At 62.2% G+C, this 26,106-nt stretch carries 28 protein-coding genes, 1 tRNA gene and 2 pseudogenes; 22 read left to right on the top strand and 9 right to left on the bottom strand.

Going from position 1 to position 26,106, the window contains the following annotated elements; translation table 11 throughout:
• Window positions 1-120: 120 nt before the first annotated feature.
• Both NKH03_RS07085 and NKH03_RS07080 read left to right on the top strand, forming a co-directional pair.
• A complete protein-coding gene (locus tag NKH03_RS07085) occupies window positions 121-1,941 on the top strand; it encodes an extracellular solute-binding protein (protein WP_352967821.1) in 1,821 nt (606 codons plus the stop codon).
• 17 nt (window positions 1,942-1,958) lie between these two features.
• Complete coding sequence (locus NKH03_RS07080; protein WP_352967819.1) at window positions 1,959-2,642, top strand: DsbA family oxidoreductase; 684 nt, start codon at window positions 1,959-1,961, stop codon at window positions 2,640-2,642.
• Window positions 2,643-2,679: 37 nt separating this feature from the next.
• On the opposite strand, the gene NKH03_RS07075 is transcribed toward NKH03_RS07080, so the two are convergent.
• Window positions 2,680-3,126, bottom strand: coding sequence for a hypothetical protein (locus NKH03_RS07075; protein ID WP_352868538.1), 447 nt, complete (start codon window positions 3,124-3,126; stop codon window positions 2,680-2,682).
• 601 nt (window positions 3,127-3,727) lie between these two features.
• Between NKH03_RS07075 and NKH03_RS07070 the strand changes: the two genes are divergently transcribed.
• A complete protein-coding gene (locus NKH03_RS07070) occupies window positions 3,728-5,614 on the top strand; it encodes an ABC transporter ATP-binding protein/permease (protein ID WP_352868541.1) in 1,887 nt (628 codons plus the stop codon).
• Between the two features lie 52 nt (window positions 5,615-5,666).
• Window positions 5,667-5,888 (top strand): annotated as a pseudogene (locus tag NKH03_RS07065) (magnesium transporter); the annotation flags it as partial.
• A gap of 239 nt (window positions 5,889-6,127) precedes the next feature.
• Here NKH03_RS07065 and gor read toward each other — a convergent pair.
• The 3 genes from gor to rpiA form a co-directional block, all read right to left on the bottom strand.
• Complete coding sequence (gene gor, locus NKH03_RS07060) at window positions 6,128-7,519, bottom strand: glutathione-disulfide reductase (RefSeq protein ID WP_352967818.1); 1,392 nt, start codon at window positions 7,517-7,519, stop codon at window positions 6,128-6,130.
• Between the two features lie 114 nt (window positions 7,520-7,633).
• Entirely contained in the window at window positions 7,634-8,197 is a 564-nt protein-coding gene (locus NKH03_RS07055; protein WP_352967817.1) for a DUF2059 domain-containing protein, read from the bottom strand.
• Window positions 8,184-8,915 (bottom strand): ribose-5-phosphate isomerase RpiA, encoded by a 732-nt coding sequence (gene rpiA / locus NKH03_RS07050; protein ID WP_352967816.1) that lies wholly within the window; start codon window positions 8,913-8,915, stop codon window positions 8,184-8,186. The genes NKH03_RS07055 and rpiA overlap by 14 nt, the downstream gene beginning before the upstream one ends.
• A 378-nt stretch (window positions 8,916-9,293) precedes the next feature.
• Here rpiA and NKH03_RS07045 point away from each other — a divergent pair, with 378 nt between their 5' ends.
• Together NKH03_RS07045 and NKH03_RS07040 are read left to right on the top strand one after the other, a co-directional pair.
• Complete coding sequence (locus NKH03_RS07045) at window positions 9,294-9,977, top strand: phosphoglycolate phosphatase (RefSeq protein WP_352868550.1); 684 nt, start codon at window positions 9,294-9,296, stop codon at window positions 9,975-9,977.
• Window positions 9,978-10,345: 368 nt separating this feature from the next.
• Window positions 10,346-10,420, top strand: a tRNA-Val gene (locus NKH03_RS07040).
• A 272-nt stretch (window positions 10,421-10,692) separates the two neighbouring features.
• On the opposite strand, the gene NKH03_RS07035 is transcribed toward NKH03_RS07040, so the two are convergent.
• A complete protein-coding gene (locus NKH03_RS07035) occupies window positions 10,693-11,046 on the bottom strand; it encodes a hypothetical protein (RefSeq protein ID WP_352876234.1) in 354 nt (117 codons plus the stop codon).
• A gap of 496 nt (window positions 11,047-11,542) precedes the next feature.
• Between NKH03_RS07035 and NKH03_RS07030 the strand changes: the two genes are divergently transcribed.
• From NKH03_RS07030 to NKH03_RS07010, 5 genes are all read left to right on the top strand, one after another.
• Window positions 11,543-11,689 carry a type II toxin-antitoxin system RelE/ParE family toxin gene (locus NKH03_RS07030; RefSeq protein ID WP_352967815.1) on the top strand — a complete coding sequence of 49 codons (147 nt, stop codon included), beginning with the start codon at window positions 11,543-11,545 and terminating at the stop codon, window positions 11,687-11,689.
• Window positions 11,686-12,294: an addiction module antidote protein gene (locus NKH03_RS07025; RefSeq protein ID WP_352967814.1), complete on the top strand. Its 609-nt coding sequence runs from the start codon at window positions 11,686-11,688 to the stop codon at window positions 12,292-12,294. The genes NKH03_RS07030 and NKH03_RS07025 overlap by 4 nt, the downstream gene beginning before the upstream one ends.
• 286 nt (window positions 12,295-12,580) lie before the next feature.
• Window positions 12,581-12,814, top strand: coding sequence for a GcrA family cell cycle regulator (locus NKH03_RS07020; protein ID WP_352967812.1), 234 nt, complete (start codon window positions 12,581-12,583; stop codon window positions 12,812-12,814).
• Window positions 12,815-12,938: 124 nt separating this feature from the next.
• The gene (locus NKH03_RS07015; protein WP_352873051.1) at window positions 12,939-13,196 is read left to right on the top strand and encodes a PepSY domain-containing protein; all 258 of its coding nucleotides are present in this window, start codon (window positions 12,939-12,941) and stop codon (window positions 13,194-13,196) included.
• A gap of 381 nt (window positions 13,197-13,577) precedes the next feature.
• Window positions 13,578-14,060: a hypothetical protein gene (locus NKH03_RS07010; RefSeq protein ID WP_352967810.1), complete on the top strand. Its 483-nt coding sequence runs from the start codon at window positions 13,578-13,580 to the stop codon at window positions 14,058-14,060.
• Between the two features lie 3 nt (window positions 14,061-14,063).
• Here the strand turns inward: NKH03_RS07010 and NKH03_RS07005 are convergent, their stop codons facing one another.
• Entirely contained in the window at window positions 14,064-15,944 is a 1,881-nt protein-coding gene (locus NKH03_RS07005; RefSeq protein ID WP_352967808.1) for a L,D-transpeptidase family protein, read from the bottom strand.
• A gap of 262 nt (window positions 15,945-16,206) precedes the next feature.
• Between NKH03_RS07005 and NKH03_RS07000 the strand changes: the two genes are divergently transcribed.
• Window positions 16,207-16,602 carry a rhodanese-like domain-containing protein gene (locus NKH03_RS07000; RefSeq protein ID WP_352967807.1) on the top strand — a complete coding sequence of 132 codons (396 nt, stop codon included), beginning with the start codon at window positions 16,207-16,209 and terminating at the stop codon, window positions 16,600-16,602.
• A gap of 13 nt (window positions 16,603-16,615) precedes the next feature.
• On the opposite strand, the gene NKH03_RS06995 is transcribed toward NKH03_RS07000, so the two are convergent.
• Window positions 16,616-17,524 (bottom strand): alpha/beta hydrolase, encoded by a 909-nt coding sequence (locus NKH03_RS06995; RefSeq protein ID WP_352967806.1) that lies wholly within the window; start codon window positions 17,522-17,524, stop codon window positions 16,616-16,618.
• Window positions 17,525-17,571: 47 nt separating this feature from the next.
• Between NKH03_RS06995 and NKH03_RS06990 the strand changes: the two genes are divergently transcribed.
• Complete coding sequence (locus NKH03_RS06990) at window positions 17,572-18,024, top strand: MarR family winged helix-turn-helix transcriptional regulator (protein WP_352967805.1); 453 nt, start codon at window positions 17,572-17,574, stop codon at window positions 18,022-18,024.
• A gap of 18 nt (window positions 18,025-18,042) precedes the next feature.
• Here the strand turns inward: NKH03_RS06990 and NKH03_RS06985 are convergent, their stop codons facing one another.
• Both NKH03_RS06985 and NKH03_RS06980 read right to left on the bottom strand, forming a co-directional pair.
• Window positions 18,043-18,654 carry a pyridoxamine 5'-phosphate oxidase family protein gene (locus NKH03_RS06985; protein ID WP_352967804.1) on the bottom strand — a complete coding sequence of 204 codons (612 nt, stop codon included), beginning with the start codon at window positions 18,652-18,654 and terminating at the stop codon, window positions 18,043-18,045.
• A gap of 73 nt (window positions 18,655-18,727) precedes the next feature.
• Entirely contained in the window at window positions 18,728-19,081 is a 354-nt protein-coding gene (locus NKH03_RS06980; RefSeq protein ID WP_352967803.1) for a gamma-butyrobetaine hydroxylase family protein, read from the bottom strand.
• A 200-nt stretch (window positions 19,082-19,281) separates the two neighbouring features.
• Between NKH03_RS06980 and moaA the strand changes: the two genes are divergently transcribed.
• The 9 genes and pseudogenes from moaA to NKH03_RS06935 all read left to right on the top strand — a co-directional run bounded on the left by moaA (window position 19,282) and on the right by NKH03_RS06935 (window position 26,010).
• The gene (moaA, locus tag NKH03_RS06975) at window positions 19,282-20,277 is read left to right on the top strand and encodes a GTP 3',8-cyclase MoaA (RefSeq protein WP_352873066.1); all 996 of its coding nucleotides are present in this window, start codon (window positions 19,282-19,284) and stop codon (window positions 20,275-20,277) included.
• Between the two features lie 57 nt (window positions 20,278-20,334).
• A complete protein-coding gene (locus NKH03_RS06970) occupies window positions 20,335-20,808 on the top strand; it encodes a hypothetical protein (RefSeq protein ID WP_352873067.1) in 474 nt (157 codons plus the stop codon).
• 152 nt (window positions 20,809-20,960) lie between these two features.
• Window positions 20,961-21,320 (top strand): hypothetical protein, encoded by a 360-nt coding sequence (locus NKH03_RS06965; RefSeq protein WP_352873068.1) that lies wholly within the window; start codon window positions 20,961-20,963, stop codon window positions 21,318-21,320.
• A 122-nt stretch (window positions 21,321-21,442) separates the two neighbouring features.
• A complete protein-coding gene (locus tag NKH03_RS06960; RefSeq protein ID WP_352967801.1) occupies window positions 21,443-22,465 on the top strand; it encodes a DMT family transporter in 1,023 nt (340 codons plus the stop codon).
• Window positions 22,365-22,931 (top strand): annotated as a pseudogene (mobA, locus tag NKH03_RS06955) (molybdenum cofactor guanylyltransferase MobA); the annotation flags it as partial. The gene NKH03_RS06960 and the pseudogene mobA, both read left to right, overlap by 101 nt.
• Window positions 22,932-22,940: 9 nt before the next feature.
• Window positions 22,941-23,450 carry a molybdopterin-guanine dinucleotide biosynthesis protein B gene (mobB, locus tag NKH03_RS06950; RefSeq protein ID WP_352967911.1) on the top strand — a complete coding sequence of 170 codons (510 nt, stop codon included), beginning with the start codon at window positions 22,941-22,943 and terminating at the stop codon, window positions 23,448-23,450.
• A gap of 156 nt (window positions 23,451-23,606) precedes the next feature.
• A complete protein-coding gene (locus NKH03_RS06945) occupies window positions 23,607-24,392 on the top strand; it encodes an ABC transporter substrate-binding protein (RefSeq protein ID WP_023759175.1) in 786 nt (261 codons plus the stop codon).
• An 80-nt stretch (window positions 24,393-24,472) separates the two neighbouring features.
• Window positions 24,473-25,192, top strand: coding sequence for an ABC transporter permease (locus tag NKH03_RS06940; protein WP_352873070.1), 720 nt, complete (start codon window positions 24,473-24,475; stop codon window positions 25,190-25,192).
• Window positions 25,189-26,010, top strand: a complete 822-nt coding sequence (locus tag NKH03_RS06935; RefSeq protein WP_352967800.1) for an ABC transporter permease — start codon at window positions 25,189-25,191, stop codon at window positions 26,008-26,010. The genes NKH03_RS06940 and NKH03_RS06935 overlap by 4 nt, the downstream gene beginning before the upstream one ends.
• Window positions 26,011-26,106: the final 96 nt, after the last annotated feature.

Here is a 26,106-nt window from a genome sequence, read left to right as displayed (position 1 = left end):
CAAGCGGTGTCGAATCCAGCCCGATGTCAGCAATTGTTGAAAGCACGATTGGCCGGCACGCAGCGACGTCATGCTAGGGTGCGCACCGAATCATCAAGCCGACCCATTAAGGAGACGGTCATGGGCCGCGTTCTTGTTTGGCTGATCACCGCGACATCGTTTCTCGCACTTTCGCATCAGCCGGCCGCATCGGAGCCGAAGCACGCGATCGCCATGCAGGGCGAACCGGCGCTGCCGCCCAACTACACGCATTTCAACTACGTCAATCCCGACGCACCGAAGGGTGGCTCGATCACCTATTGCGTCGTGGGCAGTTTTGACAATCTCAACCCTTTCATCCTCAAAAGCCTGCGCACGACGGCGCGCGGCATGATGGACACGATCTTCGGTAATCTGGTCTTCGAGCCGTTGATGCAGCGCAATGCCGACGAGGCTTTCACGCTCTACGGGCTGCTGGCCGATAGCGTCGACATGGACCAGGAGCGCAAAAGTATCGAGTTCCACCTCAACCCGAAGGCCAAATGGTCCGATGGTGAGCCGGTGACGCCCGAGGACGTGCTGTTCAGCTATGACGTCTTTACGGAGAAAGGCCGACCGCCCTACAGCGACCGCATGGCCAGGGTCGCCAAGCTCGAAAAGACCGGCGACCGCGGCGTCCGTTTCACCTTCAACGACAAGGCCGATCGCGAATTCCCGCTGATCATCGCGCTGACGCCGATCATCCCGAAGCACGCCTTCGACAAGGAAACCTTCGACAAGACGACGCTGAAGCCAGTGATCGGCAGCGGTCCCTATACGATCGCGCAGGTGCGGCCCGGCCAGCGCATCGTCTTCAAGCGCAACCGGGACTATTGGGGCAAGGATGTCCCGGCCAAGCGCGGTTTCGACAATTACGACCAGATCACCATAGAGTATTTCCTCAACGCCAACGCCAAGCTCGAAGCGTTCAAGAAAGGCCTTTGCGCCATCGACGACGATGGCGATCCGGTAAAGCGCGAGCGCGATCTCGATTTTCCCGCGTTCCACAAGGGCGACGTGGTCGCCGAAACCTTCGACACCGGCATTCCGCCCGTGGTGACCGGTTTCCTGTTCAACACGAGGCTGCGGAAATTCGCCAACCCGGTCGTGCGGCGCGCGCTCGGCATGCTCTACGACTTCGAATGGGCCAACAAGAACCTGTTCGGCGGCAAATACACGCGCACGATGAGTTACTGGCAGAATTCGGAGCTTTCCGCGCTCGGCCATCCGGCCGACGACAGGGAGAAGGCGCTTCTGGCGCCCTACCCCGGCCGCGTGCCGGCCGATGTCATGGACGGCTCTTACCGCCCACCGGTGACTGACGGATCCGGCCAGGACCGCCGGGTGCTTAAGGCGGCCTTCGATCTCTTGAAAAGCGCCGGCTATCACGTTCAGGACGGGACAATGCTCGATGCCGAGGGCAAACCTTTCGGTTTCGAGATCCTGACCGCCTCGCAGGACGAGGAGCGCCTTGCCGGCATCTACCAGCGTACGCTGGAGAAGATTGGCATAAATGTCACCATTCGCAGCCTCGATGGCGATCAGATCCAGTCGCGCAAACAGCGCTTCGATTTCGAGGTCCTGGTCGGATCGAGCGGCTTCAACAACTCGCTGTCGCCCGGCATCGAACAGACCGGGCGTTGGAGCTCGGCCGCTGCCAGGACGGAAGGCTCGTTCAATCTTGCCGGCGTCGCCGATCCGGCGGTGGACGCGACAATCGAGGCGATGCTGCGCGCCCGCTCGAAGGAGGATTATGTCGCCGCCGTTCGCGTTCTCGACCGGCTGCTGATCTCCGGCAACTACATGGTGCCGATGCAGCACAACACGCAGCAATGGATCGCCTACTGGAACTACCTGGAACATCCGCGAAAGACGCCCATATTTGGGTATCAACTGCCGACCTGGTGGCGCAAGCCGAACTGAAAAGTCAGGAGAACGAGATGAGCGAACCGAACGCCATCACCGTCGATGTGGTGTCCGACGTCGTCTGCCCATGGTGCTTCATCGGTCAGAAGCGGCTCGACAAGGCAGTCGCCGCTGTCGGCGGCGATGTCGACGTGAATATTCGCTGGCGGCCGTTCCAGCTCGATCCGACCATTCCGCCGCAAGGCAAGGATCGCCACGAATACATGCTGGCCAAATTCGGCAGCGACGACCGTATCCGCGAGATTCATGCCCGCATCGAGCCGCTCGGCGAAGCCGAAGGCATCTCCTTCGCCTTCGACGCCATCAAGGTGGCGCCGAACACATTGGGTGCGCACCGCCTGATCCGCTGGGCCGGTGCCGCCGGCGAGGCTGTGCAGAACAGGCTTGTACGCCGGCTGTTCCAGCTGAATTTCGAGGAAGGCGCCAACATCGGCGACCATGCCGTGTTGACCGAAGCCGCGCGTGAGGCTGGCATGGACGCGTCCGTTGTTGCCGCGCTTTTGCCGACCGAGGCCGATGTCGAGGCGGTTCGCACCGAGATCGCCACCGCGTCGCGCATGGGCATAACAGGCGTGCCGTGTTTCCTGCTCGAAGACAAATACGCGGTCATGGGCGCGCAGGATGCCGATACCCTGGCCGATGCCATTCGTCAGGTGGCGGCTGCCAAGGCGCGTGGCGAATTGGAAAAGGTCGGCTGAGGCCGGCCGCCCTCTCTTTTCCCGACAAGAGCAAGTCTTACTTCACCGTCACCTTGGCCTTGCTGATAAAAAAGCCATGGCCGTTCGTGGCCGTGCAGGTCAGTCCCTTGGCTGACGATTGGCACGAGAACGGCCCCGCGCTCCAACTGTTGCCGTAGCCAAGCTTGGTGACAACGCCGCAGCAACCCTGCTCGCCCGGGTTCTTGATCAGCGTGGCCGGCCCGTTCGGACCGAGGATGATGGTGACATAGCTCGGCTCGACTCGCGAGCAGCTTAGCTCCGGGCCGCCATCCTGCGGCTGATAGGTGCTGGTGCCGCCTTTCGCCGTGTAGATGCAGCCGATGTTGCCGGACGGCGTGTTGAACTCGATCTGGCCTTCGGCGCTTGCCGGGATGCTCTGCGAGGCGGCATGCGCCGGAGATACCCAGGCGAAGAGAGGCAGCCCGGCGAAGAGGGACAGGATTGCGGCCACGCGTGCAAGCATTGGAACTTCCTTGTCGGAGAACGGGACATGCATGAGTGTCGACAATGCCCGGCAAGGTTCAATCCCGAACGGATGATTTGTCAAATGCAGTTCCCCAGCTGACTCGACAAGACGGACCGCGCCTCTCGGACGATTTCCGGTCACTTCCTGCCTCCGGCAACGATGATGACCGCATGCCCGGCGAGATCATCAGCGGCAAATTTTCGGGTGCTCGGGTCAGCCCGCGGTGAGAAAATCGATCGGTCCGTATGATTTCGAGTTCACAAAACCGTGTGAATGCCTTCCCTAGGGGAAGCTGCCCCAATGGCATGACTCTGTAGATCAAGCATTTGAAATTAATAACGATATCCTGATTTTTGCCGGCCGTTGCCGCCATATTTCCGCATGTAATCTGTTGCCTCATGGCAACGGCTGGCGAGGCAATCTGGTCGGCCGGGTTTTAAATTAATGGAAAATGATCAATTGGTGTTACCATCCGTAACAAAAGAAAAAAGGTTTGGGCGGGATCGTGATTCGGGTCGGTAGACCATCGCAAGAGTCAGTACCGGAAAAAACACCTCGCGATGCCGCAGGGCAATCGCTTCTGACGCCGGTATCGTCGATGCGCAGCTTCTGGGGCCTGATGCGGGCCTACTGGGTCTCGGACCGCTGGAAGGAAGCCTGGACCCTGACGCTGGTGATCGCGCTGCTCACGGCGCTGTCCAGCAAGGCCGGTGTCTGGTTTGCAGAAGCCTCCGGCGAGCTGGTCAACTCGATCGCCTTCTTCCACGACGCCGCCAACACCACGCCGCTTCGCTCGCTGCTGGTCAATGCCGGCATCCTGGTGTTGCTGGTCGTGCTCAAGGATGCGGGTTTCACCGGCATACGCAGCCTCGTCTCAGCGACGTTGCATCGCAAATGGCGCGGCTGGCTGGACAGCCGCTTCAACGAAGCGCTGCTCGACACCAATCATACGCATTTCCACGCCCAGCATGGCTCGTCCGGCAATGCCGCTCCCGACAACATCGATCAGCGCGTCCAGGAATCGATCAAGGACATGACCGGCGGCGCCATTGGCCTTGCCATGGGCGTCCTGGGTGTTGCCACATCGCTTTATTTCGTCGGCCAGAAATTGCTTGAAAACTCGGCGGAGGTGAAAGGGCTGGAATTCCTCGGCAGCTACGGCAGCGCGGTTCTGGCTTTCCTGGCGGTCGCCACCTACGTGCCGCTTAACACTTGGATCGCGGTCAAACTGGGTCGTCTGCTGGAACGGCTCAATGTCAGGATGCAGCAATCCGAAGGCAGCTATCGTGGCGAGCTGACCACTTTCCTGCGTCGCAGCTTTCATGTCGCGGCCTCGCAAGGCGAGGATGTGCAGAAGACAATGCACAGTCGACTTTATGTCGACATCGACCGCACTTGGGCGCGGCTGAATATCGTCAACACGGGCTACAATTCGTTCGAGCTGATCTACAATTTCATTGGTGCCCGCATTGTCGCCTATGGACCTGGCCTGGTGCCGTTCATCCACAACGGTTTCGATCTCAAGGGCTACATAACCGGCTCCGAGCTGGTCAATTCGCTGATCAGTCAGTGCTCCTGGTTCATCCACGTCATGCCGAACATCGCCACGCTGCGCGCCAACAGCCAGCGTGTCACCGAACTGGCGAATGCGATCGAGAACGTCCAGCATCCGCAGGAGTTCTACAGCCAGACCGGTCGCTCCGACTTCAACTATGCCAGCCAGAACCCGGTGTTCGGCCTTACCATCCAGAAACTCGAACTGGCGCATCAGGGCGAGGATGCGACGCCCTTCCTCAGCGCCGCCAATTTGCGCTTCCGGCGCGGCGAATGGACGTTCCTGAAAGGCGAATCCGGTTGCGGCAAGACCTCGCTGATCAAGGCGATCAACGGCCTGTGGCCCTACGGCCGCGGCACCATCGTCTTCCCGGAAGGCGTCAAGAGTTTCTTTGCCGCCCAGGAGGTCAAGCTGCAGCCGGTGTCGCTGAAGCAGCTGGTCTGCCTGCCTGGCTCGGAGCACGACCATGGTGATGCGCAGGTCGCGTCGGCGCTGCACAAGGCCGGCCTTGGCGACTTTATCGAGCACATGACCGACGAAAGCCGCGAAGGCAAAAGCTGGGATCAGGTCCTGTCGGGCGGCCAGAAACAGAAGCTGGTGGTGGCCCGCATCGTGCTGCAGCAGCCGGGGCTGCTGTTCCTCGACGAAGCCACCGGCGCGCTCGACCCCGATGGCAAGGTTGCCTTCCATCAGGCCATCAAGGACAACTGCCCCGATGTCACGGTGATCAGCGTCATGCACGAGGCGGTGGCGCCGCGGTCGATGACCGGCAGCGAATTCTATCACAGCATCGTCGCCATCGCCGACGGTGTCGCCACCAAGAAGCCGCTGGTTCCGACCCTGCCCGTCGAGCTCACCACCATTCTCGCGCAGCCGAGGCCGGTCGAGGACAAATGGCTGCGTTTCTCGCGCCGGCTGAAGCAGAAATAACGACACTGCGACCCGAGCCGGCCGCGACTTGCGGCTGCCGTCGATCACAGATGGCCCGCATTGGCCGCTGATCGCCACCACGGTCGGCACGGCACTGGTCGGCATCGTCACCTTCGGCTCGCTGTCGGGATCGATGCTGCCGTTCGCCTTGAAGCGCATCGGCTTCGATCCGGCCAGCGCATCGGCTCCGTTCGTCGCCACGCTGGTCGATGTCACCGGGCTGGTGATCTGTTTCTCGGTGGCGCTGGTGATCCTGCGCGGCACGCTGTTGTAGCAGCCAGTGTTAGACAACGACAATCGCACAAGGATTCTTGCGGAGAGGACCCCCACCCTAACCCTCCCCACAAGGGGGAGGGAACGCTGCCGCGCTCTCCTGAAGCTGAGACGCAAGCGACATGCCAAGGATCGGCACCTACGGAAGTCTCCCTCCCCCTTGTGGGGAGGGTTAGGGGTGGGGGTATTCGTAGGGCGCCAGCATGGCGTTCCTAAATGCGACTGCTGCGGGTTTTGCCGTCAATCCACCCGCTCGCCGTCCTTCACGCGATAAGTCGGCTTGTACATGGTGACCAGTTCTTCCGCCGCTGTCGGGTGCACCGCCATCGTGCGGTCGAAATCATCCTTGGTCAGGCCGGCCTTCAGCGGGATGGCGAGAAGCTGCGCCATCTCGCCGGCATCCGGCCCCAATATGTGGGCGCCGAGCACTTTCTTCGACGCGCCATCGACCACCAGCTTCATCAGCATCTTCTCGTCGCGTCCGGACAGCGTGTGCCGCATCGGCCGGAACGTGGCGCGGTAGATTTCGATGTCGGGGAAGCGTTTGACGGCATCGTCCTCCGACAGGCCGACGGTGCCGATCTCCGGCTGCGAAAAGACCGCCGTGGCGATCGTCTCATGGTCGGGCGCGGTCGGATTTCCCTTGAAGGCGGTCTCGATGAAACACATCGCCTCGTGGATCGCCACCGGCGTCAGTTGTACGCGGTTGGTGACGTCGCCGATCGCCCAGATGTTGTCGATGTTGGTGCGCGAGTATTTGTCTACGGCGATCGCGCCGGTCTTGGTCATCTCCATGCCGATGCCTTCCAGGCCCATATTCTCGGTGTTGGGGACGCGGCCGATGGCCAGCATCACCTGGTCGACCGTCAGCACCTTGCCGCTGATGAGAAGTGCGTCGAGCCGGCCGTCCGGCCGCTTGCGCACCAATTCGGACACGGAATGGCAGAGGATTTTTATCCCCTTCTTTTCCATCGTCTCGTGCAGCATGCGCCGCAGGTCCATGTCGAAACGGCTGAGGATCTCCTTGCCGCGATAGACCAGCGTGGTGTCGACGCCGAGACCGTGGAAGATGTTGGCGAACTCGACGGCGATGTAGCCGCCGCCCTCGATCATGATCGCCTTGGGCAGCTCCTTCAGGTCGAAGGCCTCATTGGAAAAGATGCAATGTTCGTGGCCGGGCAGCGCCGGATGCGGCGCCGGTCGGCCGCCGGTCGCGATCAGGATCTGGTCGGCGGTGACGGTGCGATCCTCGCCCAGAAGATGCACAACATGCGGATCGACGATCATGGCGCGCGAGTGAAAGGCGTCACCGCCGGCGCCCTCGACGTTTCTCTGGTAGATCGCCTCCAGCCGGCTGATCTCGCGATCCTTGTTGGCGACCAGCGTCTGCCAGTCGAAACTGGCTTCCGGCACCGTCCAGCCATAGCCGGCCGCGTCGGCGAAATGCTCCGGAAATTGCGAGGCATAGACGTAGAGCTTTTTCGGCACGCAGCCCCTGATAACGCAGGTGCCGCCATAGCGGTATTCCTCGGCGATGCCGACGCGCTTGCCGAGTGCGGCCGCCACGCGCGCCGCCCGCACCCCGCCGGAGCCGCCGCCGATGACGAAAAGATCGTAGTCATAACCGGCCATGACGGCTCCTTGAGCTTCAGAAAATTGAGAGACAGGTAGGCTGCAAAGCGTCAAAAGAAAAGCCCGGACAAGCCGGGCTTCGGGATGGCCGCAAGGCCGTTTTGAAATGCGGGATCAGTTGTTGTCCGCGGGCGCGGCGCCATCCGCCGGGGCGGCTGGCGCTGCCGGTGCCTTTGCCTTGGCGGCGGCGGCCAGCGTTTCGCCGACCTGCTGCGCGAGATCGCGGCCGAGGCCGTTCTGCCAGATGTCGGCTGCCTTGACCAGGTCGCGGGTCACCGTCGGCCCGCTATCAAGCAGCTTCTTGCCCGAATCGGAATTGTAGAAGGCGGCGATATCGGTCAGTTCCTTTTCGGAGAACACTTTTGCGTAGGCGAGCGCTGCTTCCTTCTCGAGGTCGGCGCGGCGCGAAGCCAGCGCCAGCGCCTTCTCGCTGATGGTCTTGCCGATCAGTTCCTGCATGTCCGGGTTCTTCTGGATGAGCTGCGACTCGAGCGCGGCTGCCGCCTGCGGCAGGATGTTGTCGAACGGGTCGGTCGCGTGGATCGCCGCCACCGCCGCGCGGGCGGCCTTCAGGTGCGATTCCGTGACATCCTGCGAAAACGCCGGCGAAGAGAAGGCGAAAACGGCTGCGGCCGCCAGAAGGACGGAAAGGCTGCGAACCCGGTTATGCAACATCATGATCGGTAGAACTCCCTGGTTTTCGGGCGGCATGGACGGTTTGGATACCGTCGCCGCCGGCGATGATGGCCGCTGATGCCAGCCCGATGAAAAGACCATGCTCGACCACGCCCGGAATGGCGTGGAGAGCATTCGAAAGCGCTCTTGTATCCGGAATGCGGCCAAAAGATGCATCGAGGATAAAATGGCCGCCGTCTGTAACAAAAGCCTGCTCCCCCGTCATCCTCAATGTGACCGGACCGGAAAGACCGAGCTTTTCAGCCGCCGCGCCAATCGCGATTTCGGTTGCGCGCAGCCCGAACGGGTTGACTTCGATCGGCAGTGGAAAACGGCCGAGCGTGGCGACCATCTTCGACCGGTCCGCGATGACGATCATGCGCTGGGACGCCGCGGCGACGATCTTCTCGCGCAGCAGTGCGCCGCCGCCGCCCTTGATCAAGGTCAGCTCCGGGTCGACTTCGTCGGCACCGTCGATGGTGAGATCGAGCTCGGGCGTTTCCTCCAGGGTCGACAGTGGCACGCCGAGCTCGCGGCAGAGCAACGCGGTGCGCTCCGAAGTCGGCACGCCGATGACGGTCATGCCGGTGGCAACCTTGTCGGCAAGCAGCCGCACGAACTCTTCCGCCGTGGTGCCGGTGCCGATGCCGAGCCGCATGCCGTCCGTGACATGGGCAAGTGCCGCCCGTGCGGCTTCGACCTTCAATTGCCTTGCATCCATGCCGCTTGCTGCCCCGAAACCTGACGTTTCGGGCTCGTAGCATCTTTGCCGGTCTGGTCAAAGCCCTTGGCCGCTGCGTCCCCTATCCCATCGATGTTGTGCACGCACGCTGCCAGTGGGCGATGCAGGGGTGACGCGCAATAGGAATTATTTCCTCTGTCTCGTTGACCCGGTGACGGCAGACGTGCTACATATTTGCCCATGGTGCTGAATTGCGCCGACAACCCGCCGCCGTGGCGGGTTTTCCATTTCTGGTGGCGCGCCGCGAAATGCCCGGCCCGATGGGGCTGCCTGAACGAGCTGGCCCGGGTGACCTTGCCTTGACGCGCCGCAGCCGCTATCGCCTGCCCATTGCACAAACTTGGCCCAGGACAGACCATGACCCGCCCGATCATCGTGTTCGACCTCGACGGTACGCTGATCGATACGGCGCCGGACCTGCTCGATAGCCTGAACCACAGCCTTGCCGCCAGCGATATCGCGGCGGTCGACGAAGCCGGCTTCAGGCGTTTTGTCGGCCATGGCGGCCGCGTGATGATCGAACGCGCGCATGCGGCCCATCAGCGATCGCTTGATGTCGAGGAGCACGACCGGCTGCTGAAACTCTTCCTCGACCACTACACGATCAACATCCCCGGCAAGTCGCGCCCCTATCCCGGCGTCATCGAGGCGATCGCGCGCTTCGAGAACGCCGGCTATCTCCTGGCCATCTGCACCAACAAATACGAAGCCAACTCGCTGGCTTTGATCGAGGCGCTCGGCCTGACCAGGCATTTCGCGGCGATCGCCGGACAGGACACGTTCGCCTTCCGCAAGCCCGACCCGCGTCATTTGATCGAGACCATCAAGCTCGCCGGCGGCGACCCGCATCGCGCGCTGATGGTCGGCGATTCGCAAACCGACATCGACACCGCAAAAGCCGCCGGCATTCCGGTGGTGGCGGTCGATTTCGGCTACACCGACCGCCACGTGCGCGAATTCGAGCCCTCGGCGGTGATCTCGCATTTCGACGCGCTGACGCTTGATCTGGCGCAGAGGCTGATTGCCGCCGCCGGACAGTGAGGGGGAAGCGGCCAAGGCAATCGCAAAGGGGCAAAGGCGTGCGCCCTACGAATACCCCCACCCCTAACCCCTCCCCACAAGGGGGAGGGAGATCCCGTCGGCGCTGATCTCAGCAAAATTGCCGACGTTTTGACCGCAAAGATGAAGAGCGCGCGGCAGCTTCCCTCCCCCTTGTAGGGAGGGGTTAGGGCGGGGGTTCTTCTTCGCAAGAATCCATATGCAATTGCCTTGGGGAAGCGACCGGCGTCTTGTCGGAGACAGGGCCGAGGGGGCCATAAATCGATCCTCACCGGAATGCCGGACACCGCCTTGACTTCCCGCACCCGCCTCCCTTATATCGCGGCTCGCTTGGCCTTCGGGCAACGAGCGGGCGATTAGCTCAGCGGGAGAGCACACCCTTCACACGGGTGGGGTCGCAGGTTCAATCCCTGCATCGCCCACCAAAATCCGCACGGCAGTCGATTTGCGGCCGCAGTGAGCGCTGCCTCATTGATCAGGTTATCTTCCTCAAATACCGCTCTAATTCAGATTTGGGGATTAACGTGCGGGCCCCCGGATTTGCTCGCACGCAGTTTGCCTTCGCCAAACAATGTTCATCAGTTTGGCCCAGGCCTTCCGATCAAGATGTCGATAACTTAACGGCGTGCCCGACCCGCTTGTCGCCATGGTGGCAAAGTCGGCGATGTCTGGTTGGAGATGCGCGGTCGAGCCGCGATCAGCGCTTCATCGAGTGCAGGATGGCCTGCATGTGCTCTTCCAGGTCGAGTTCACCCCGAGCCTCGGCGGTCAACAGGTAATCGGCCTTGGCCCGGCGGTCGCCTCGGCTGATCGCAGGATAGGAGCAGATGGCCAGCAATGCTTCCTGTTCGATCCGGTCTGCCCTCTTGCGTTCGTGGCTGCTACTGCCCGCTTGATGAACAACCCTGAGAAGCCCGACATAGGTGGCTTCATGGGCTCCGATCAGCGCCCGCAATTCGGGTGAGACACCTTCCCCTTCAGCAAACGACGGTTCAATGACCGAGGCCACGGCGGTGAACGCAAGAAGTGTACGGCGGGTGACTTCGGGCATGCCTCATATCCCTGCTGTCTGATCATGCAGGCACACCATAGCACCGGCGCAACGGTTCGGAGAGATGCTCTGGGACGCGACCACGCTGTCTGCTGACAAAATGTTTCCGCTCCCGCGGCACGCCCTCCTAGGGCTGGCCGGTTGAGGGCCCTGAAAGCCGACGGTCGCGCACGGATGCGGGACCCCACATGACGGCCCCCCGAGGGCCAACCGATGAACCGGGGGCACCCGCCGGACTCCTCACCCGCCGTCTGCGGTGCCGGCGCAGTGGCTGCGGCTAAGCAATGCAGGTAACCCTTGCGCGTTTTCTAGCATGCCTATATTGTGGCCTATAGGCGACAGGGCAATGAATGGAAATCCGCCAGACCAAGGTCTATGCCAAATGGTGTGGTGACTTGCCAAATGCCGCGCGCGGTCGCATCGACGCCCGCATTTTTCGTGTCCAGCATACCGGCCATTTTGGCGATGCGAAGCCGTGGGCGAGAGCGTTAGTGAAATGCGCGTCGATCACGGGCTAGGCTATCGCATCTACTTCGCCTGCCACGGCGATGCTGTGGTGCTGTTGCTGTGCGGTGGCGACAAGGGCAGTCAAAGGCGCGATATCGCAAGGGCGAAGAAACTCGCGCAGGAGTATTTTGAATGACAGTTGAAACGACAGCTTGGGATGTCAGCAAGAACCTCGATAACGAGGAAACCATTGCGCATTTCCTCGACGAGATTTTCGCCGATGGCGATCCCGCGCTGATGGCGGCGGCACTCGGCGAGATCGCCCGTGCGCGCGGTATGACGCAGATCGCCAAGGCTGCCGGGCTATCCCGCGAAAGCCTCTACCGGGCACTCGACAGCAAGGGCCGTCCCGAATTTGCGACTGTTATCAAGGTGGTTCACGCGATGGGTCTGCGCTTGAGCATCGAGGCCGTCGAGCCGCCTGCATCGGAGACCGGATCACGCTGGTCGACTGCGGACTCCGCTTCTGTGCGTTCCAAGGTTTACCACAAGCGGGACGTGGCGGTTGCCGCCGCAAAAAAACATACTGCCGCCAAAGCAATGCCGCGTGCTTTTGCCAACCCGGCAAGGCCTGTGGCCGCCTCTGTTCTCACTGCCCGCGCTGCGAAGCCTGCCATTGCAAAGGCTCCAGCCGCCAAAGCAGCGACGAAGTCGAAAGCTCCGAAAGCTGCCGCCAAAGCGGCGACGAAGCTCGGCGCGGCCAGAAGCGGCAGCCGACCAATCGCGAAGCGCAAGGCCTGAAGGGGGGCCCCACAAGCCACCCCTCATCCCGCCTGCCAATTAACCCGGGGGCGGAGCGATCTGTGGACGACAACATCGCCCGCCGGATGCCTTCGTGCACCCCAGCGGCAAGTGTGGCCTTAAGTCGCAACAATTGGCTTCCGAAAGCAGGGTCTCGGGCTTCATTCACGCTGCGACCAACACCATATGGTGATCCACAGCCCTCCAAAACGAGAGAAGCTCGCCCTGACGCGGTCGCACCGCGGCCGTCAGCGGGCAATGGCTATGAACTAGGAACCTGAAAATCATGCCTGAAAATATCAGACCAACTTCGAGAGACGTCCCCCTCATTCAACTGGGCCTCAATCAGTGCCGCTTCCCGGTGAGCGAAGACCGGTCAGTACCCGGCGGTTATCGTTTTTGTGCTGGGCCAACTTCGGCGGATCGCGTCTATTGCGATCACCACCACGGCATCGTGACCGCCGTCGACCCTCGTCGAACCCGTTCAGGTCTCCACCCCGCTCAACGACGCGCCGCGTAAGTTAGGCGGGCGGCAGCCCCTCGAACAGGTAGCAAGCCGGTCGGCTGAGATGGCCCGGCATGCCACCCGCGGAACAAACCGGCATAGCAGCGAGTTTCTGTCCCAGGAAAGTTGAGGGAAAACCATGTCCAGATTGCTCCTGGCGACCAGCGTCGCCGTTCTTCTCGCCGGCGGGCCGGCCTTTGCCGCGGACGATGCTCCGCTGCCGCCGTCCAATGCCAAGAAACTGTCGGACATTCTCGCCAAGGTCGAGAAGCGCGACGGCTTTCTCTATGTGAAGGAGGTCGACTGGGATAGCGGCGCCTACACCGTCACCTACTACACGTCGGACAAGGCCAAGGTTGAGATCAATTATGATCCCGTGACGGGCGAGCCAAAATAAGGGTCGTCGTCGGAGGCCGTTCGGACGCGAATCATTGGCCACTCCCAGCCGTTGCCATCGGTCTTTCCGGGCGCTGGCGCCGCCCCTCACCTGCCTGCCGGCATCCTCTCCCCGTATAGCGACGGGGAGAGGGACGCTCGCCGCCGATTTCGCCAATCGTCAGCGCTGTAGAAAGGCTCCGGCGCCGCGGCCATCCTCTTTCTCCCCGTCACTATACGGGGAGAAATGTCCGGCAGGACAATGAGGGGCGGCGCCGACCTCGACAATTGGCGCTCCCTGCCATGAGTTGGAAAGGTCGCTGGCCTGTGGCGATTGCCCTGCCTCCCCTTGCGCCAGTCTAGCTTTGATGGCTGACTGTCGTGCTAGGCGCCGCATTGGGGGATGGGCATGGCGACCGCGAAACACGTGATGAAGCGCATATTGATGATGCTGGCCGGCTATTTCGTGTCGGTTCTGGTCGGCCTGATCGCCATCGCGGCGATCTATGCCGTGCTCAGTTCCTTGCCCAACTCGCCCGGCTATTTCGACGTCATGGGCGTCTCGCCGATCGCGGTCCTGCTGGTCCCGCCACTCGGCATGTTCGTCTATTTTCTGACGATTGTCGTGACCGCGCTGCAGACGCTGATCTTCGCGCTGATCGCCGAGTTCTTCTCGCTGCGCAATGTGCTGCTGCACATGCTCTTCGGCGCCGCCGCCGCGGTTGGCGGTTTCGCCCTGATCTGGCCGAGTGCGCCGGAGGACATGGACCCGGAGCGCTGGGTCGACATCGGCATCATCGCCGCCGCCGGCCTTGTCGCCGGGTTGCTCTATTGGTTGATCGCCGGGCGGGACGCCGGCTTCCGGCGGCCGCTGCTGGAGTGCTAAAGATTAACTCGTCGGTGAGCGCACGGCCTCGGTGGCGTCCAAGGCCTGCTTCAGCCGCGAGTCGCGGTCGTAGACGTCGCCGAAATATTCGACCTTGCCGGACAGATCAGGCCAGGCGGTGAAATAGGCGACATAGACCGGGATCGTGCGGGTCACATTCTCCGTCGCGTGGCCGTGCTTCAGCTTCTCGGCGATATAGTCCACCGAGGTACCGAGCACCGCCGCCGCCATGCCGCGCGGATCCTGCAGCCGCACGCAGCCATGGCTGAGCGCGCGCATGTCACGCTCAAAAAAGGATTTCTGCGGCGTGTCGTGCATGTAGATCGCGTGCTTGTTGGGGAACAGGATCTTCAGTTCGCCCAGCGCATTGGCCTCGCTCGGCTGCTGGCGCACGCTGTAGGGGATGTTCGAGCCATAGGCGCCCCAGTCGACCGCCGACGACGGAATACGCTTGCCGCGCGAATCCGTCACCTCGTAGCCGGCCCGGTCGAGATAGCCGGGATCGTTGCGCAGCCTGGGCAGCATTTCGTTGACGATGATCGACTGCGGCACGCCCCAATAGGGATGGAAATCGACCTGCTTGATCTGGTCGTAGAAGAAGGCGGTCTGGTTGGTGGTCCGGCCGACGACGACACGCGTCTTCAGCTTTTCCTCGCCATTGTCGATGTAGCTCGCGGTGAAGGCCGGCTGATTGATGAAGACACGCGGGCTGCCGAGATCGGAAGGCAGCCAGCGCAGTTCCTCCAGCGCCACTTCCACCTTCAGCAGCTTGTCGGCCTTGGATGTTCCGGCCAGCGACGCAACGGTGCGCGGACCGATGACGCCATCGCCCTTCATGCCTGCCTTTTGCTGCACGGCCTTGATGATCGGAATGAGTTCCGGGTCGTAGACTTCGCTGGTCGCCAGCCTGGACAGGATCTCGCCATAGGCGCCGCCCATCTCGTCATCGAGATTGCGCGCGATCAGGGTCAGCAGCTTCGGCAGTTCAGGGCTGGTTTCGCCAGGCTTCAGCAACAGCTTGGGGTCGACGACGATTTCGTTTTCCGCACTTGCCTGCAGCGATTCCAGTTCGACGCGCAACGCCTGGTATTCCGCGTTCTGCGGATGCCGCGACTCGAGATAGGTGCGCACCTCCTGGGTATGCGCCAGCGTTTTCAGCACGCCTTGCAAGTCGAGCGGCTTGGCCGGGAAATCGTAGTAGCCTGTCATGCGGTTGGGCTCGACGCGGCCGTTCTGGGCGTCGTGGGCATAGCGCAGCACGCGCGCCGACAGCGCCATCTCGAAACGGACGAGTTCTTTCAGCTGCGCATTGGGGTCGGCCGTCGATGCACCGGCGGCGGGCACTTCGACCGTGTAGTCGGCGGGCGTGAGACCATAGCTTGAAGCCTCGCCAAGAACGCGCACCGCATCCTGAGCACGGCTGTTGAGGCTGGTTCCCGTCACCCAGATGAAATCCGGATTGGCCGAGTAGTAGGCGATCAGCGCCTTGGCGATGTCGGGTTCGGCATAGAGTTCGTAATCACTCAAGCCGGCAATGGCCTCACGAAACGCAGCAACGGTCACCGACGGCACGAAAGCCGCATCCTGCGGCACCGCCGGCTCCGGCGTCGCCGCCAGCGCCGAGAAGTCGACGCGAACCAGCCGATCGGCCTTGTAGGTGTAATAGGACGGGCCGCTGATTCTCACGCTGCCACCACCGCCCGGCGCTTTCGGCTTGTTCTTCGGTGGCGGGGGCGGAAACTCGCCTTGTGGCGCGTGCTTGACGCCGCCGCCGAAAAGCATGTCGAACAGCCCCTGCGCGCCTGCTTGCGGCGCACCGAAAGCGAGCGTTGCCGTGATCGCCATCAGCGGCATCACGGCCGCCTTGTTTCCGAGGAATTTCATGGATCACCCGCTCCCGGCCGCAGCCGGTTCCCGTTCCGCACGCTAGATCGTCCCGCTCACCGCATGGCGGATGTAAGGCGCGACTATACTGATTCATACCGATTTCGTTAAGCTTTCATAAATTTTGGAACGTCTGTTGCAGAACGGTTTCACAACATCGTGACGGCTGGAGCGAGGGTGCTTGCGCTCCGGCACCGACGCGGCGTGACAAACGCCGGCCGGTGTGCTCGAAATTCGCCAGCAAGCCGGGAGGGATGAAAGCGTGAAAAAGGGTTATCGCGAACTGCTGGACGAGGCGAACGCCGAGATCGAGGTGGTTTCGCCTGAGGAAGCAGCCGGGCTGCTCGACGAGGAAGACACAATCTTCGTCGATCTGCGCGACCCTCGCGAGGTGGAACGCGACGGCCGGATTCCCGGCGCCAAACATGTCACGCGCGGCATGCTGGAATTCTGGATCGATCCCGAAAGCCCATACCACAAGCCGTTCTTCGCCTCGGGAAAGAGCTTCGTCTTCTTCTGCGCCGGCGGCTGGCGCTCGGCGCTGGCCACCAAGACGGCGCAGGACATGGGGCTTGCGCCGGTCAAGCACATCCTTGGCGGCTATACCGCCTGGAAGGCGGCCGGACTGCCGGTCGAACCCGGCGGGAAGAAGAAATAATTTCGATCGTCGCTCAATGCAGCAGCGACGGCTCGCCATGCGTCACGAAGCCGACCGCGCGTTCGACCACACCCTTGTCCGCAAGGATGCGGCGGTGGCCGAGCCCGTCGGCCCAGTAGAGCCGCACATGGCCGCCGGCACCGGCATAGCGCCTTGCATGATCGGCCGAAACTTCGCGGTCGTCCTGCGCATGGATGACCAGGGTCGGCACCGGCGCCTGGGCGAGCTGGCGGTCGCCGGTGAATTCGTGCAGCGGCCGGCCGGAAAGATGCTCGACCCGGTCCGCCATGGCGGCTTGCGAGCGCGGGCCGACATTGAGCATGCGGCTGAAGTCGGCAAAGATCGCCGGCAGGGAGCTAGGCGCCGCGATCAGCACCAGGCGTCCGGCCGCCAGCGGCGGGATGTTCTTGACCGAGCCGGCGATGGCATTGGCGGCGACCGCGCCGCCGAAAGAATGACCGACCGCCGCCACGAAGGGGCCGAACCATTCGCCGGCAACCCGCACCGCATCGACGGCATTGACCATGTTCAGCCGCCTGCCCTGCGACTGGCCGTGGCCGGGCAGATCAAGCGAAACCACCCTATGGCCGGCGGCGCGATAGCCTTCGATCAGCGCGCGCATATATTCGGTGCGCGATCGCCAGCCATGGACGACAAGCACCGTGCCGGCGGCCGCCCTGCCCGGCTCCGGCCGGAACTCGTGCGCCATGACGCAGCCGGTCGCGGTCTTCAGCCGGTGATGACGCGCCTCGGTCATGAACTCGGCGGCGCGGTCGATGGCGCGCCGCTCGCCGTCGCTGAGCGCCTTGACGTTCGGCGTGCGGCAGAACAATTCGAACGCCGCGCGCCCGGTCAAGCGCGGCGCGACACGCTCGGCCGCACCGAACACGCCCCGGATGACCTTCAGCCCGAATGATGCCATAGTGAGAATCCATCCATACGTTCAAGCATGAACATAATAGTTCAAAGATGAACAATAAACAAGAGCTACCTTGGGACAACCCGCGTTTTCGCAACTGGGTCGCGGTGGCGCGCGCCTGTCATGTGCTTGAACGCACGCTGGCGGTGAAGCTGGGGCCGCTCGACCTGAAGCCGGCGCAGCTCGACGTGCTGATGAACCTCTATCGTCACCCCGGCATGTCGCAGCACGACCTTGCCCGCAAGCTGCTCGTCGGCCGCTCCAACATCACCATGCTTTTGCCGCAGCTGGAGGCGCGCGGCCTGTTGCGCCGCGAAGGCGACGACAAGGACAAGCGCATCCTGCGGCTCGCGCTCACCGAGGCCGGCGAGGCGCTGCTGATGCAGGCGCTGAAAGTGCATATGGCGCTGATCGAGAAGGCGATGAGCCAGTCGACGCCGGAACAATGCGACATGATCGGCGATCAGATGCGCAAGATCTATGAGGTGCTGAAGGAGGCGTAGCGGCTCTTTCAGCCAGACTTACCACATCGTCTTCTTCGCCCGCTCCGGCCATTCCTTGTCGTAGGTCTCGCCGTCGATGCTCTTGCGACTGGTGATTTCCAGGATCTGTCCGGGCGTCGGCAGTGACTTCGGGTCGACATGTCTCGCCGGATTCCAGAGCTCGGAGCGGACGATGGCACGGGCGCATTGGAAGTAGACCGAATCGATGTCGATAACGGTTACCGATCGCGCCGCCTTGCCTTCGACCGTGAATGACGCGCATAGCGTTGTATCCGTGGTGATATGAGCGCGACCATTGACGCGCAGCGTCGTGCCGGAGCCCGGCACCAGGAACAGCAGGCCGACGCGCGGGTCGCGGATGATGTTTCGCAGCGAATCGGCGCGGTTGTTGTCGCGACGGTCCGGCATCATCAGGGTTTTCGGATCATGGATGCGCACGAAGCCGGCGAGATCGCCGCGCGGCGAACAGTCCAGACCCTCCGGGCCACAGGTCGCCAGCGCGACAAACGGCGAGGCTTCGATGAAAGCGGCATACTCGGGAATGACGTGGTCGAGTTCCTTGACCAGCGAGGCCTCGCCCGGAACGCCATAGAGCGACTCGAGCTGCTCGACCGTGGTGATGACGGACATCTTTTTTCGTCTCCAAACCTTCGCCGGCGCTACCCCACTTCGATGACGCTTTGACGACAACGGCGGCGCCAGCCTAGCGGTCCCGGCTCAAGCCCTTTTCCGCAAGCTCGGCGAGATAGGCGTTCCAGCGCGCATCCTTTTCGTGGCCGAGCGTGTGCAGGTAATTCCAGGTGAAGATGCCGGTGTCGTGGAAATCGTCGAAGGTGATACGCACGGCATAGTTGCCGACCGGCTCGATCTTCAGGATAGTCACATTGCGCTTGCCGGGAACCGTCACCCGCTGTTCGGGCGAATGGCCTTGCACCTCGGCCGATGGCGAGGCGACGCGCAGCAGCTCCGCCGGCAGTTCGAAGGGCTGGTGATCGGGAAAGGTGACGGACAGCAGTTTGCGGTCCTTCGAGACCCGGAGTTCCTTCGGCGCGGTCATGCTGTTCGATCCCGTGTCATTCACCCCTTCCCTACGCCGCTTCGTCAAACGGGAAAAGGTCTGATAAAGCCGACCGACATGCTATGTCGGCGCAGGGATGTTACCAACGATCTACAGCCGCTATCTTGAATGAACGGCTGGATCGTATCACATAGCGGTATATAACGACGCCGTTCACGGCCACGGGAAGCGTTTGAAGCATGGACATGATCGACCCTTTCGGTCGCACGATCAGCTATCTCCGGGTGTCGGTCACCGACCGCTGCGATTTTCGCTGCACCTATTGCATGGCCGAGGACATGGCCTTCCTGCCGAAGAAGGACCTGCTGTCGCTGGAAGAACTCGACCGGCTGTGCGGTGTCTTCATCGAAAAGGGCGTCAGGAAATTGCGCCTCACCGGCGGTGAGCCGCTGGTGCGCAAGAACATCATGCATCTGGTGCGCCAGCTGTCGCGGCATCTCGAAAGCGGCGCGCTGGAAGAACTGACGTTGACCACCAACGGCTCGCAACTGTCGCGCTTTGCCGCCGAACTCGCCGATTGCGGCGTCAGGCGCATCAACGTCTCGCTCGATACGCTCGATGCCGACAAGTTCCACAAGATCACCCGCTGGGGTCATCTCGACAAGGTAATGCAAGGCATCGATGCCGCGCAGGCGGCCGGGTTGAAGGTCAAGCTCAACGCGGTGGCGCTGAAGGATTTCAACGACGCCGAGCTGCCCGGGATGATGCGCTGGGCGCATGGCCGCGGCATGGACCTGACGGTCATCGAAACCATGCCGATGGGCGAGATCGATGCCGACCGCACGGACCAGTATTTGCCGCTGTCGCTGCTGCGCGCGTCGCTGGAGCGCCAGTTCACGCTGACCGACATTCCCTTCAAGACGGGCGGCCCAGCCCGCTACGTCCATGTCGCCGAGACCGGCGGACGCCTTGGCTTCATCACGCCGATGACGCATAATTTCTGCGAGAGCTGCAACCGCGTCCGGCTGACCTGCACCGGCACGCTGTACATGTGCCTCGGCCAGGAAGACGCCGCCGACCTGCGCGCGCCCTTGCGGGCCTCCGAAGGCAACGAACTGGTCGCTGACGCCATCGACGAAGCGATCGGCCGCAAGCCGAAAGGCCACGACTTCATCATCGACCGCCGCACCAGCCGCCCATCGGTGTCGCGGCATATGAGTGTGACGGGCGGCTGATTCTTTACTGAATTCGTGCAAGATTGCCTTCCTGGTCATTTGGCTTGGAGGCGAGACATGCGGCGACGTTCTTCATCCCTGGCGTTTGTCACAGCAATTGCAGCGACCAGTGCGGTCGCCGCGCCGTTCACCTATGTGAACGAGCGCTTCGGCACCGTCTGCACGTTCCCCGATGAGATCTTCACCGATCGCCAGCCCGAGCCGGATAATGGCGACGGACAGGAATGGCTGAGTGCCGATGGCGCCAGCCTGATCTGCTCGGGCATCCTCAACATCGACGACGATACGCCGAAGGGTTTTGTGGCAGCCGAGAAGGCCAGCGACGAAGCCGGCTACATGGTCACCTACAGCAAGTCCGGCAAGGATTGGGCGGTGTTGTCTGGGTTGAAGGGCGGAAAGATCTTTTACGAGCGGCGCCTGTTCGGCAGGGATGGCGTCATCCGCACGGTCCGGATCGACTACCCGCCAGCCCTCAAGTCGAAATACGACCCGCTTGTCGGCGCCATCGCCGGCAGTCTCAAGGAGCCATGAGAGTTTGGGGGACCATGAGCGTTTCGGGACCGTGAGCATTTCGGCCACACCGCGAACAAATCCTTATCCGCGAATGCTCCGCTGATTTACCGTTGGTCCGTTCCGGCCTAGCCTTCCGCTTGGGACGGTTTCATCCAACGGGGGAATACATCATGCGCAAACTCGTTCTTTCTCTTGCACTGCTTGGCCTCGCTTCCGTGCCAGCGGCCGCCCAGTCGATCGGCGGAACCTATACGGTCGCCGGCACCAACTTCGACGGCTCCGCCTATGGCGGCGAGGCAACCATCGCGCTGACCAGCGGAACGACCTGCACGATCCACTGGGAGACGGGCGGCTCATCTTCCGACGGCATTTGCATGCGCAACGATGACGCCTTCTCCGCCGGCTATGTCATGGACAAGGATATCGGCCTCGTCGTCTACAAGGTGATGGACGACGGCTCGCTGCACGGCCTATGGACGATCGCCGGCAAGGAAGGCAATGGCACCGAGGTGCTGACGCCGAAAAAGTAGGTTTCCGCCGCCATCGCAGGCGATCTCCTGGGCCACAAACAGGGCTGTGGCCCAGCCCTTTGCTGTTGCTGTTTCATGCCCGGCTGTTACAGGCTTGCCGCAAAGCGGAACCGGTAGTCGTCTTGCCCCTGTCTCCAAATCTTCGCGGCGCGTTGTTCATGATGGTGGCGATGGCCGGCTTCACGCTCAACGACGCCATCACCAAATACTCGTCGCAATCGATGAACATGGCGCAGGTCATGCTGATCCGTGGGGCTTTCGCTTCGCTTTTCGTCGGCCTGCTTGCCTGGCAGCGCGGCGCGCTCGCTCGCCCGGGCTCGATGCTGCAGCCGCTGGTGGCCATGCGCGTGATCGGCGAGGCCGGCGCAACGGTGAGTTTTCTCGTCGCCCTCGCCCATTTGCCGATCGCCAATGTTTCGGCGGTGCTGCAGGCGCTGCCGCTGGCGGTGACGATGGGGGCGGCACTTGTCTTCGGCGAGGCTGTCGGCTGGCGGCGCTGGCTGGCGATCGCCATCGGATTTGCCGGCGTGCTGATCATCGTGCGGCCTGGCTTCGAAGGGTTCAGCATCTACTCGCTGTCGGCGCTGGCCAGCGTCGCTTGTTGTGCGGTGCGCGATCTCAGCACCAAGCGCATTCCCAAGGCTATTCCGACCCTCCTGGTTTCGACCGCCACCGCGCTTGCCATGACCATGGTCGGCGCGGCGCTCTTGTCGCCGATGGGCGGCTGGACACCGATGACGGGCAACAGCACGGCTTTGTTGGCCTTGGCCGCGGTGCTGGTGCTCATCGGCTACCAGTTCATCATCATGGCGATGCGCTCGGGCGACATCTCCTTCATCGCGCCGTTCCGCTACACGGCCCTGATCTGGTCGATCCTGCTTGGCCTGTTCATTTTCGCCGATATTCCCGATCTGCCGATGATCGTCGGTGCCACGATCATCATCGGCTCCGGCCTCTTGCGATTCCCAGCGGCTGGCGTACAGGCTCCATGGCATGAAACGAGATATTGCAGGTCTCATTCTGGCCGGCGGTCAGTCGAGACGGATGGGCGGTGGCGACAAGACCCTGTTGCCGCTCGGCAGCGGCCGCGTGCTCGACCAGGTCGTTTCGCGCTTTGGCCCGCAGATCGGCCCTCTCGCGCTTAGCGCCAACGGCGATCCGGCGCGGTTCTCGCGCTTTGGACTGCCGGTGCTTGCCGACACGGTGACCGGCTTTGCCGGGCCGCTTGCCGGAATCCTCACCGGCCTCGAATGGGCCGCTGCCAACACGGCATGCGAGGCGATCGTCACCGCTGCCGGCGACACGCCCTTCCTGCCGATGAACCTTGTCGAGCGACTGGCGGCCGCCACCGATCAAAATCCAGGTTCGATTGCCGTCGCTTGCTCGGCCGGCAAGCGGCACCCGACCTTCGCGCTTTGGCCTACAGACTGTCGCGACGGCTTGCGGCAGTTTCTGGTCGATGAGGACAACAGGCGGGTCTCGGCTTTCATCGACCAGCACGGTTTTGTCGAAGTGGAATTCCCGCTTCTGTCATTGGCGGGCCATCCGGTCGACCCCTTTTTCAACATCAACCAGCCTGATGATCTTGTCGCTGCCGAAGGTCTGTTGCAGCATGAAATCATGAACAGACATGTCTTCGGCATCACCGGCTGGAAGAATTCCGGCAAGACGACATTGACCGAAAAGCTGGTCACCGAACTTGTCCGGCGCGGCTGGAAAGTATCGACGGTGAAACACGCTCACCACGATTTCGATATCGACAAGCCGGGTGCCGACAGCTACCGCCATAGGCAGGCCGGCGCCACGGAAGTCGCGATCGTCTCGGGAACCCGCTGGGCGCTGATGCACGAGCTGCGCGGTGAGGATGAGCCGACGCTGGAGGTGATTCTATCACGGCTCGCGCCTTGCGACCTGGTGCTGGTCGAGGGCTACAAGCGCGAGGCCCACCGCAAGATCGAAACCCGCCGGCTGGACGCGAAAGACCGCACGCCGCTTTCGGCAAGTGATCCCAATATCGTCGCCGTCGCCGCCGATTTCGCGGCTGAAGGCGGTTCCCTGCCGGTGTTCGATCTCGACGATACAAAGTCGATAGCCGACTTCATCGAGCGCACCACGGGGCTCGCTGGCTGAGCGCTGACGCAGCGGCGGAATAGCCTTCCCAACCTTTGTGGTTTTGCAGTTGCTTTTTTCTTGGAAAGAGTGGGAGTATCGCGCCAGCGGGCGGCCAAAAGCACCGCCCACAGAGCCGTTTGGAACGACGGCCGGGACCACAAAGAGAGGATTATCATGCGTATTGCACTGCGTATCGCGCTCGCCGCTTCGGCCGCGCTGTTGACGCTCGGCGTAGCCCAGGCCCAGGAAAAGACCCTGAGGATCGGCACCGAAGGCGCCTACCCGCCATTCAACAACCTCACCGCCGATGGCCAGCTCGTCGGCTTCGACATCGACATCGCAAAGGCGCTTTGTGATGAAATGAAGGTCAAGTGCACCTTCGTCGCCCAGGATTGGGACGGCATCATTCCCGCCCTTCAGGCCGGCAAGTTCGATGCCATCGTCGCCTCGATGTCGATCACCCCAGAGCGGCTGGAGAAGGTCGACTTCTCGCACAAATACTACAACACGCCGTCAGCGCTCGCCGTGCCGAAGGACAGCACGCTGAAAGGCGTGACCAAGGAAGATCTCGCCGGCAAGACCATCGGCGTGGCCACCACCACCACGCATTTCAACTATGCCTCGAAAACCTACACCGACAGCACCGTCAAGGGCTATCCGAGCAGCCCCGAGGAGCAGGCAGATCTTGCCAATGGTCGTCTCGACGCCATCGAGGACGATATCGTCGTGCTGCAGCAGTGGCTGGATTCGCCCGATGGCGCCTGCTGCAAGATCCTCGGCCAGCCGTCGCCGCAACCAGTCGAGATCTTCGGGCCAGGCGCCGGCATTGCCGTGCGCAAGGGCGAGACCGACCTGGTCAACAAGCTCAACACGGCCATCGACGCCATCCGCGCCAATGGAAAATACAAGGAAATCAACGACAAGTACTTCAAGTTCGACGTCTACGGCGCCGAGTCCTGATAAATTAGGGTGAGGACGGCGGGGAACTCTCCGCCGTCTTTCTATTCGTCTCGGGAACGCCGTGGAGATAAGACCTGTCGATGCCAGCCCAGAGCATATGGACACTTCTCAGTTGGGGACCCGATGGCTGGCTTGACGATATCGCCTATGGCGCACTGATTACCGTTGCGCTTGCGCTTGCCACGCTGCCCATCGGATTGACGATCGGCTTTTTCATTGCACTCGCCAAGCAGTCCGAAGAGCCTTCGCTGCGCCTTGCCGCCAATATCTACACCACGGTGTTTCGCGGCCTGCCGGAGTTGGTAACGCTTTTCCTGTTCTTCTTCGGCATGCCGATACTGCTGCAGCATCTCGTCAGGTATTTCTGGCCGGACGCCACCATCGACGTCAACAGCTTCGTCGCCGGCATGATCGTGCTTGCGCTGATCTTCTCGTCCTATGCCAGCGAGGTTTTCCTTTCGGCCTTCCGCGCCATACCGAAGGGCCAGTACGAGGGCGGCTACGCCATCGGGCTTTCCAACTGGCTGACCATGCGCAAGGTGATCGTGCCGCAGCTGCTGCGCATCGCGTTTCCCGGACTGGAGAATTGCTGGCTCAGCCTGCTCAAGGACACGTCGCTCGTATCGGTCGTCGGCCTCGCCGAGACGCTGCGCAATGCCAGCATTGCCGCCCGCGTCACCAAGCACGCTTTCCTGTTCTTCGGCGTGGCCTCCCTGGTCTTTCTTGGCCTTGCCGTCGTGTCGTCCTTCGCCACCGGCGCAATTCTGCGCTCGCTTGGCCGGCGGGAGGCGCAGCGATGAGCGCCACAGCCGCCATGGTCGAACGGCCGCCGCCCCAGGCGCGGGGTTGGCCGCGCAGGCGTATCGCCGGTTATGCGCTGGTCTGCCTGTGGATTCTATTCGGCGCAGGCATCGTCAGCTATCTGGTCGTTGCCTGGAACGCCGATTTCTTCGCCAAATATGCGCCGGCCTATTTGCAAGGGCTTGGGGTAACGCTCTCGCTGGTTTCCATATCGATGGTGCTCGGCGCGATACTTTCGGTGCCTGTCGCTTATGGGCGCATGTCCAGCAACCGGATCCTGTCCGGCCTCGCCTATTGCTATGTCTATTTCTTCCGCGGCACGCCGCTGCTGGTTCAGACCTACCTAGTCTACTATGGATTGGGCTCGTTCAGGGTCGAACTCCAGTCGGTCGGCCTCTGGGACTTTTTCAAGGACGCGTTCAATTGCGGCGTCTTTGCCTTTGCGCTCAACACCGCCGCCTACCAGGCCGAAATCCTGCGCGGCGCCATCGAGAGCGTGCCTCGCGGGCAATGGGAAGGGGCAGCATCGCTCGGCCTGCACAAACTGCAGACATTGCGCAAGATCATCCTGCCGCAAGCCTTGATCGTCGCCTTGCGGCCGTATGGCAACGAACTGATCCTGATGGTCAAGGCGTCCGCCATCGTCGCCATCATCACGGTCTATGATCTGATGGGCAATGCAAAGCTCGCCTTCGCCAACTCGTTCGACATTCAGGCCTATATCTGGGTCGCTCTCGTCTATCTTGTGATGGTCGAGATCCTGCGCCATGGCGTTGAATGGATCGAGCGCCGGATCACCGTTCACCTGAAACGCTGATCATTTTCAATTGGCTGCACCAGTCGATCTGGTCACACGCGTCTTGACGAATTGAGCGCAGAGCCTAGAGCTTTCGCGGCAAATTTCGTTTCCATT

The sequence above is a fragment of the Mesorhizobium sp. M1406 genome, assembly GCF_040317555.1.
Lineage (GTDB): Bacteria > Pseudomonadota > Alphaproteobacteria > Rhizobiales > Rhizobiaceae > Mesorhizobium.
The sequence above is the reverse complement of the archived record's forward strand: the minus strand, read 5'-3'. Positions and strand labels throughout refer to the sequence as shown.

Excerpts from the sequence above, each read along its gene's own strand:
- NKH03_RS06935 (WP_352967800.1), top strand. The coding sequence starts at position 25,189 with ATGAGCGCCACAGCCGCCATGGTCGAACGGCCGCCGCCCCAGGCGCGG.
- NKH03_RS07045 (WP_352868550.1), top strand. The coding sequence starts at position 9,294 with ATGACCCGCCCGATCATCGTGTTCGACCTCGACGGTACGCTGATCGAT.
- mobB (WP_352967911.1), top strand. The coding sequence starts at position 22,941 with ATGAACAGACATGTCTTCGGCATCACCGGCTGGAAGAATTCCGGCAAG.
- NKH03_RS07070 (WP_352868541.1), top strand. The coding sequence starts at position 3,728 with ATGCGCAGCTTCTGGGGCCTGATGCGGGCCTACTGGGTCTCGGACCGC.
- NKH03_RS07010 (WP_352967810.1), top strand. The coding sequence starts at position 13,578 with ATGGGCATGGCGACCGCGAAACACGTGATGAAGCGCATATTGATGATG.
- NKH03_RS07085 (WP_352967821.1), top strand. The coding sequence starts at position 121 with ATGGGCCGCGTTCTTGTTTGGCTGATCACCGCGACATCGTTTCTCGCA.
- NKH03_RS07020 (WP_352967812.1), top strand. The coding sequence starts at position 12,581 with ATGCCTGAAAATATCAGACCAACTTCGAGAGACGTCCCCCTCATTCAA.
- NKH03_RS07035 (WP_352876234.1), bottom strand. The coding sequence starts at position 11,046 with ATGCCCGAAGTCACCCGCCGTACACTTCTTGCGTTCACCGCCGTGGCC.
- NKH03_RS06945 (WP_023759175.1), top strand. The coding sequence starts at position 23,607 with ATGCGTATTGCACTGCGTATCGCGCTCGCCGCTTCGGCCGCGCTGTTG.
- NKH03_RS07080 (WP_352967819.1), top strand. The coding sequence starts at position 1,959 with ATGAGCGAACCGAACGCCATCACCGTCGATGTGGTGTCCGACGTCGTC.
- moaA (WP_352873066.1), top strand. The coding sequence starts at position 19,282 with ATGGACATGATCGACCCTTTCGGTCGCACGATCAGCTATCTCCGGGTG.
- NKH03_RS06990 (WP_352967805.1), top strand. The coding sequence starts at position 17,572 with ATGAACAATAAACAAGAGCTACCTTGGGACAACCCGCGTTTTCGCAAC.
- gor (WP_352967818.1), bottom strand. The coding sequence starts at position 7,519 with ATGGCCGGTTATGACTACGATCTTTTCGTCATCGGCGGCGGCTCCGGC.
- NKH03_RS06970 (WP_352873067.1), top strand. The coding sequence starts at position 20,335 with ATGCGGCGACGTTCTTCATCCCTGGCGTTTGTCACAGCAATTGCAGCG.
- NKH03_RS07030 (WP_352967815.1), top strand. The coding sequence starts at position 11,543 with ATGCGCGTCGATCACGGGCTAGGCTATCGCATCTACTTCGCCTGCCAC.
- NKH03_RS07015 (WP_352873051.1), top strand. The coding sequence starts at position 12,939 with ATGTCCAGATTGCTCCTGGCGACCAGCGTCGCCGTTCTTCTCGCCGGC.
- NKH03_RS07055 (WP_352967817.1), bottom strand. The coding sequence starts at position 8,197 with ATGATGTTGCATAACCGGGTTCGCAGCCTTTCCGTCCTTCTGGCGGCC.
- NKH03_RS06965 (WP_352873068.1), top strand. The coding sequence starts at position 20,961 with ATGCGCAAACTCGTTCTTTCTCTTGCACTGCTTGGCCTCGCTTCCGTG.
- rpiA (WP_352967816.1), bottom strand. The coding sequence starts at position 8,915 with ATGGATGCAAGGCAATTGAAGGTCGAAGCCGCACGGGCGGCACTTGCC.
- NKH03_RS06995 (WP_352967806.1), bottom strand. The coding sequence starts at position 17,524 with ATGGCATCATTCGGGCTGAAGGTCATCCGGGGCGTGTTCGGTGCGGCC.
- NKH03_RS07005 (WP_352967808.1), bottom strand. The coding sequence starts at position 15,944 with ATGAAATTCCTCGGAAACAAGGCGGCCGTGATGCCGCTGATGGCGATC.
- NKH03_RS07075 (WP_352868538.1), bottom strand. The coding sequence starts at position 3,126 with ATGCTTGCACGCGTGGCCGCAATCCTGTCCCTCTTCGCCGGGCTGCCT.
- NKH03_RS06980 (WP_352967803.1), bottom strand. The coding sequence starts at position 19,081 with ATGACCGCGCCGAAGGAACTCCGGGTCTCGAAGGACCGCAAACTGCTG.
- NKH03_RS07025 (WP_352967814.1), top strand. The coding sequence starts at position 11,686 with ATGACAGTTGAAACGACAGCTTGGGATGTCAGCAAGAACCTCGATAAC.
- NKH03_RS06985 (WP_352967804.1), bottom strand. The coding sequence starts at position 18,654 with ATGTCCGTCATCACCACGGTCGAGCAGCTCGAGTCGCTCTATGGCGTT.
- NKH03_RS06940 (WP_352873070.1), top strand. The coding sequence starts at position 24,473 with ATGCCAGCCCAGAGCATATGGACACTTCTCAGTTGGGGACCCGATGGC.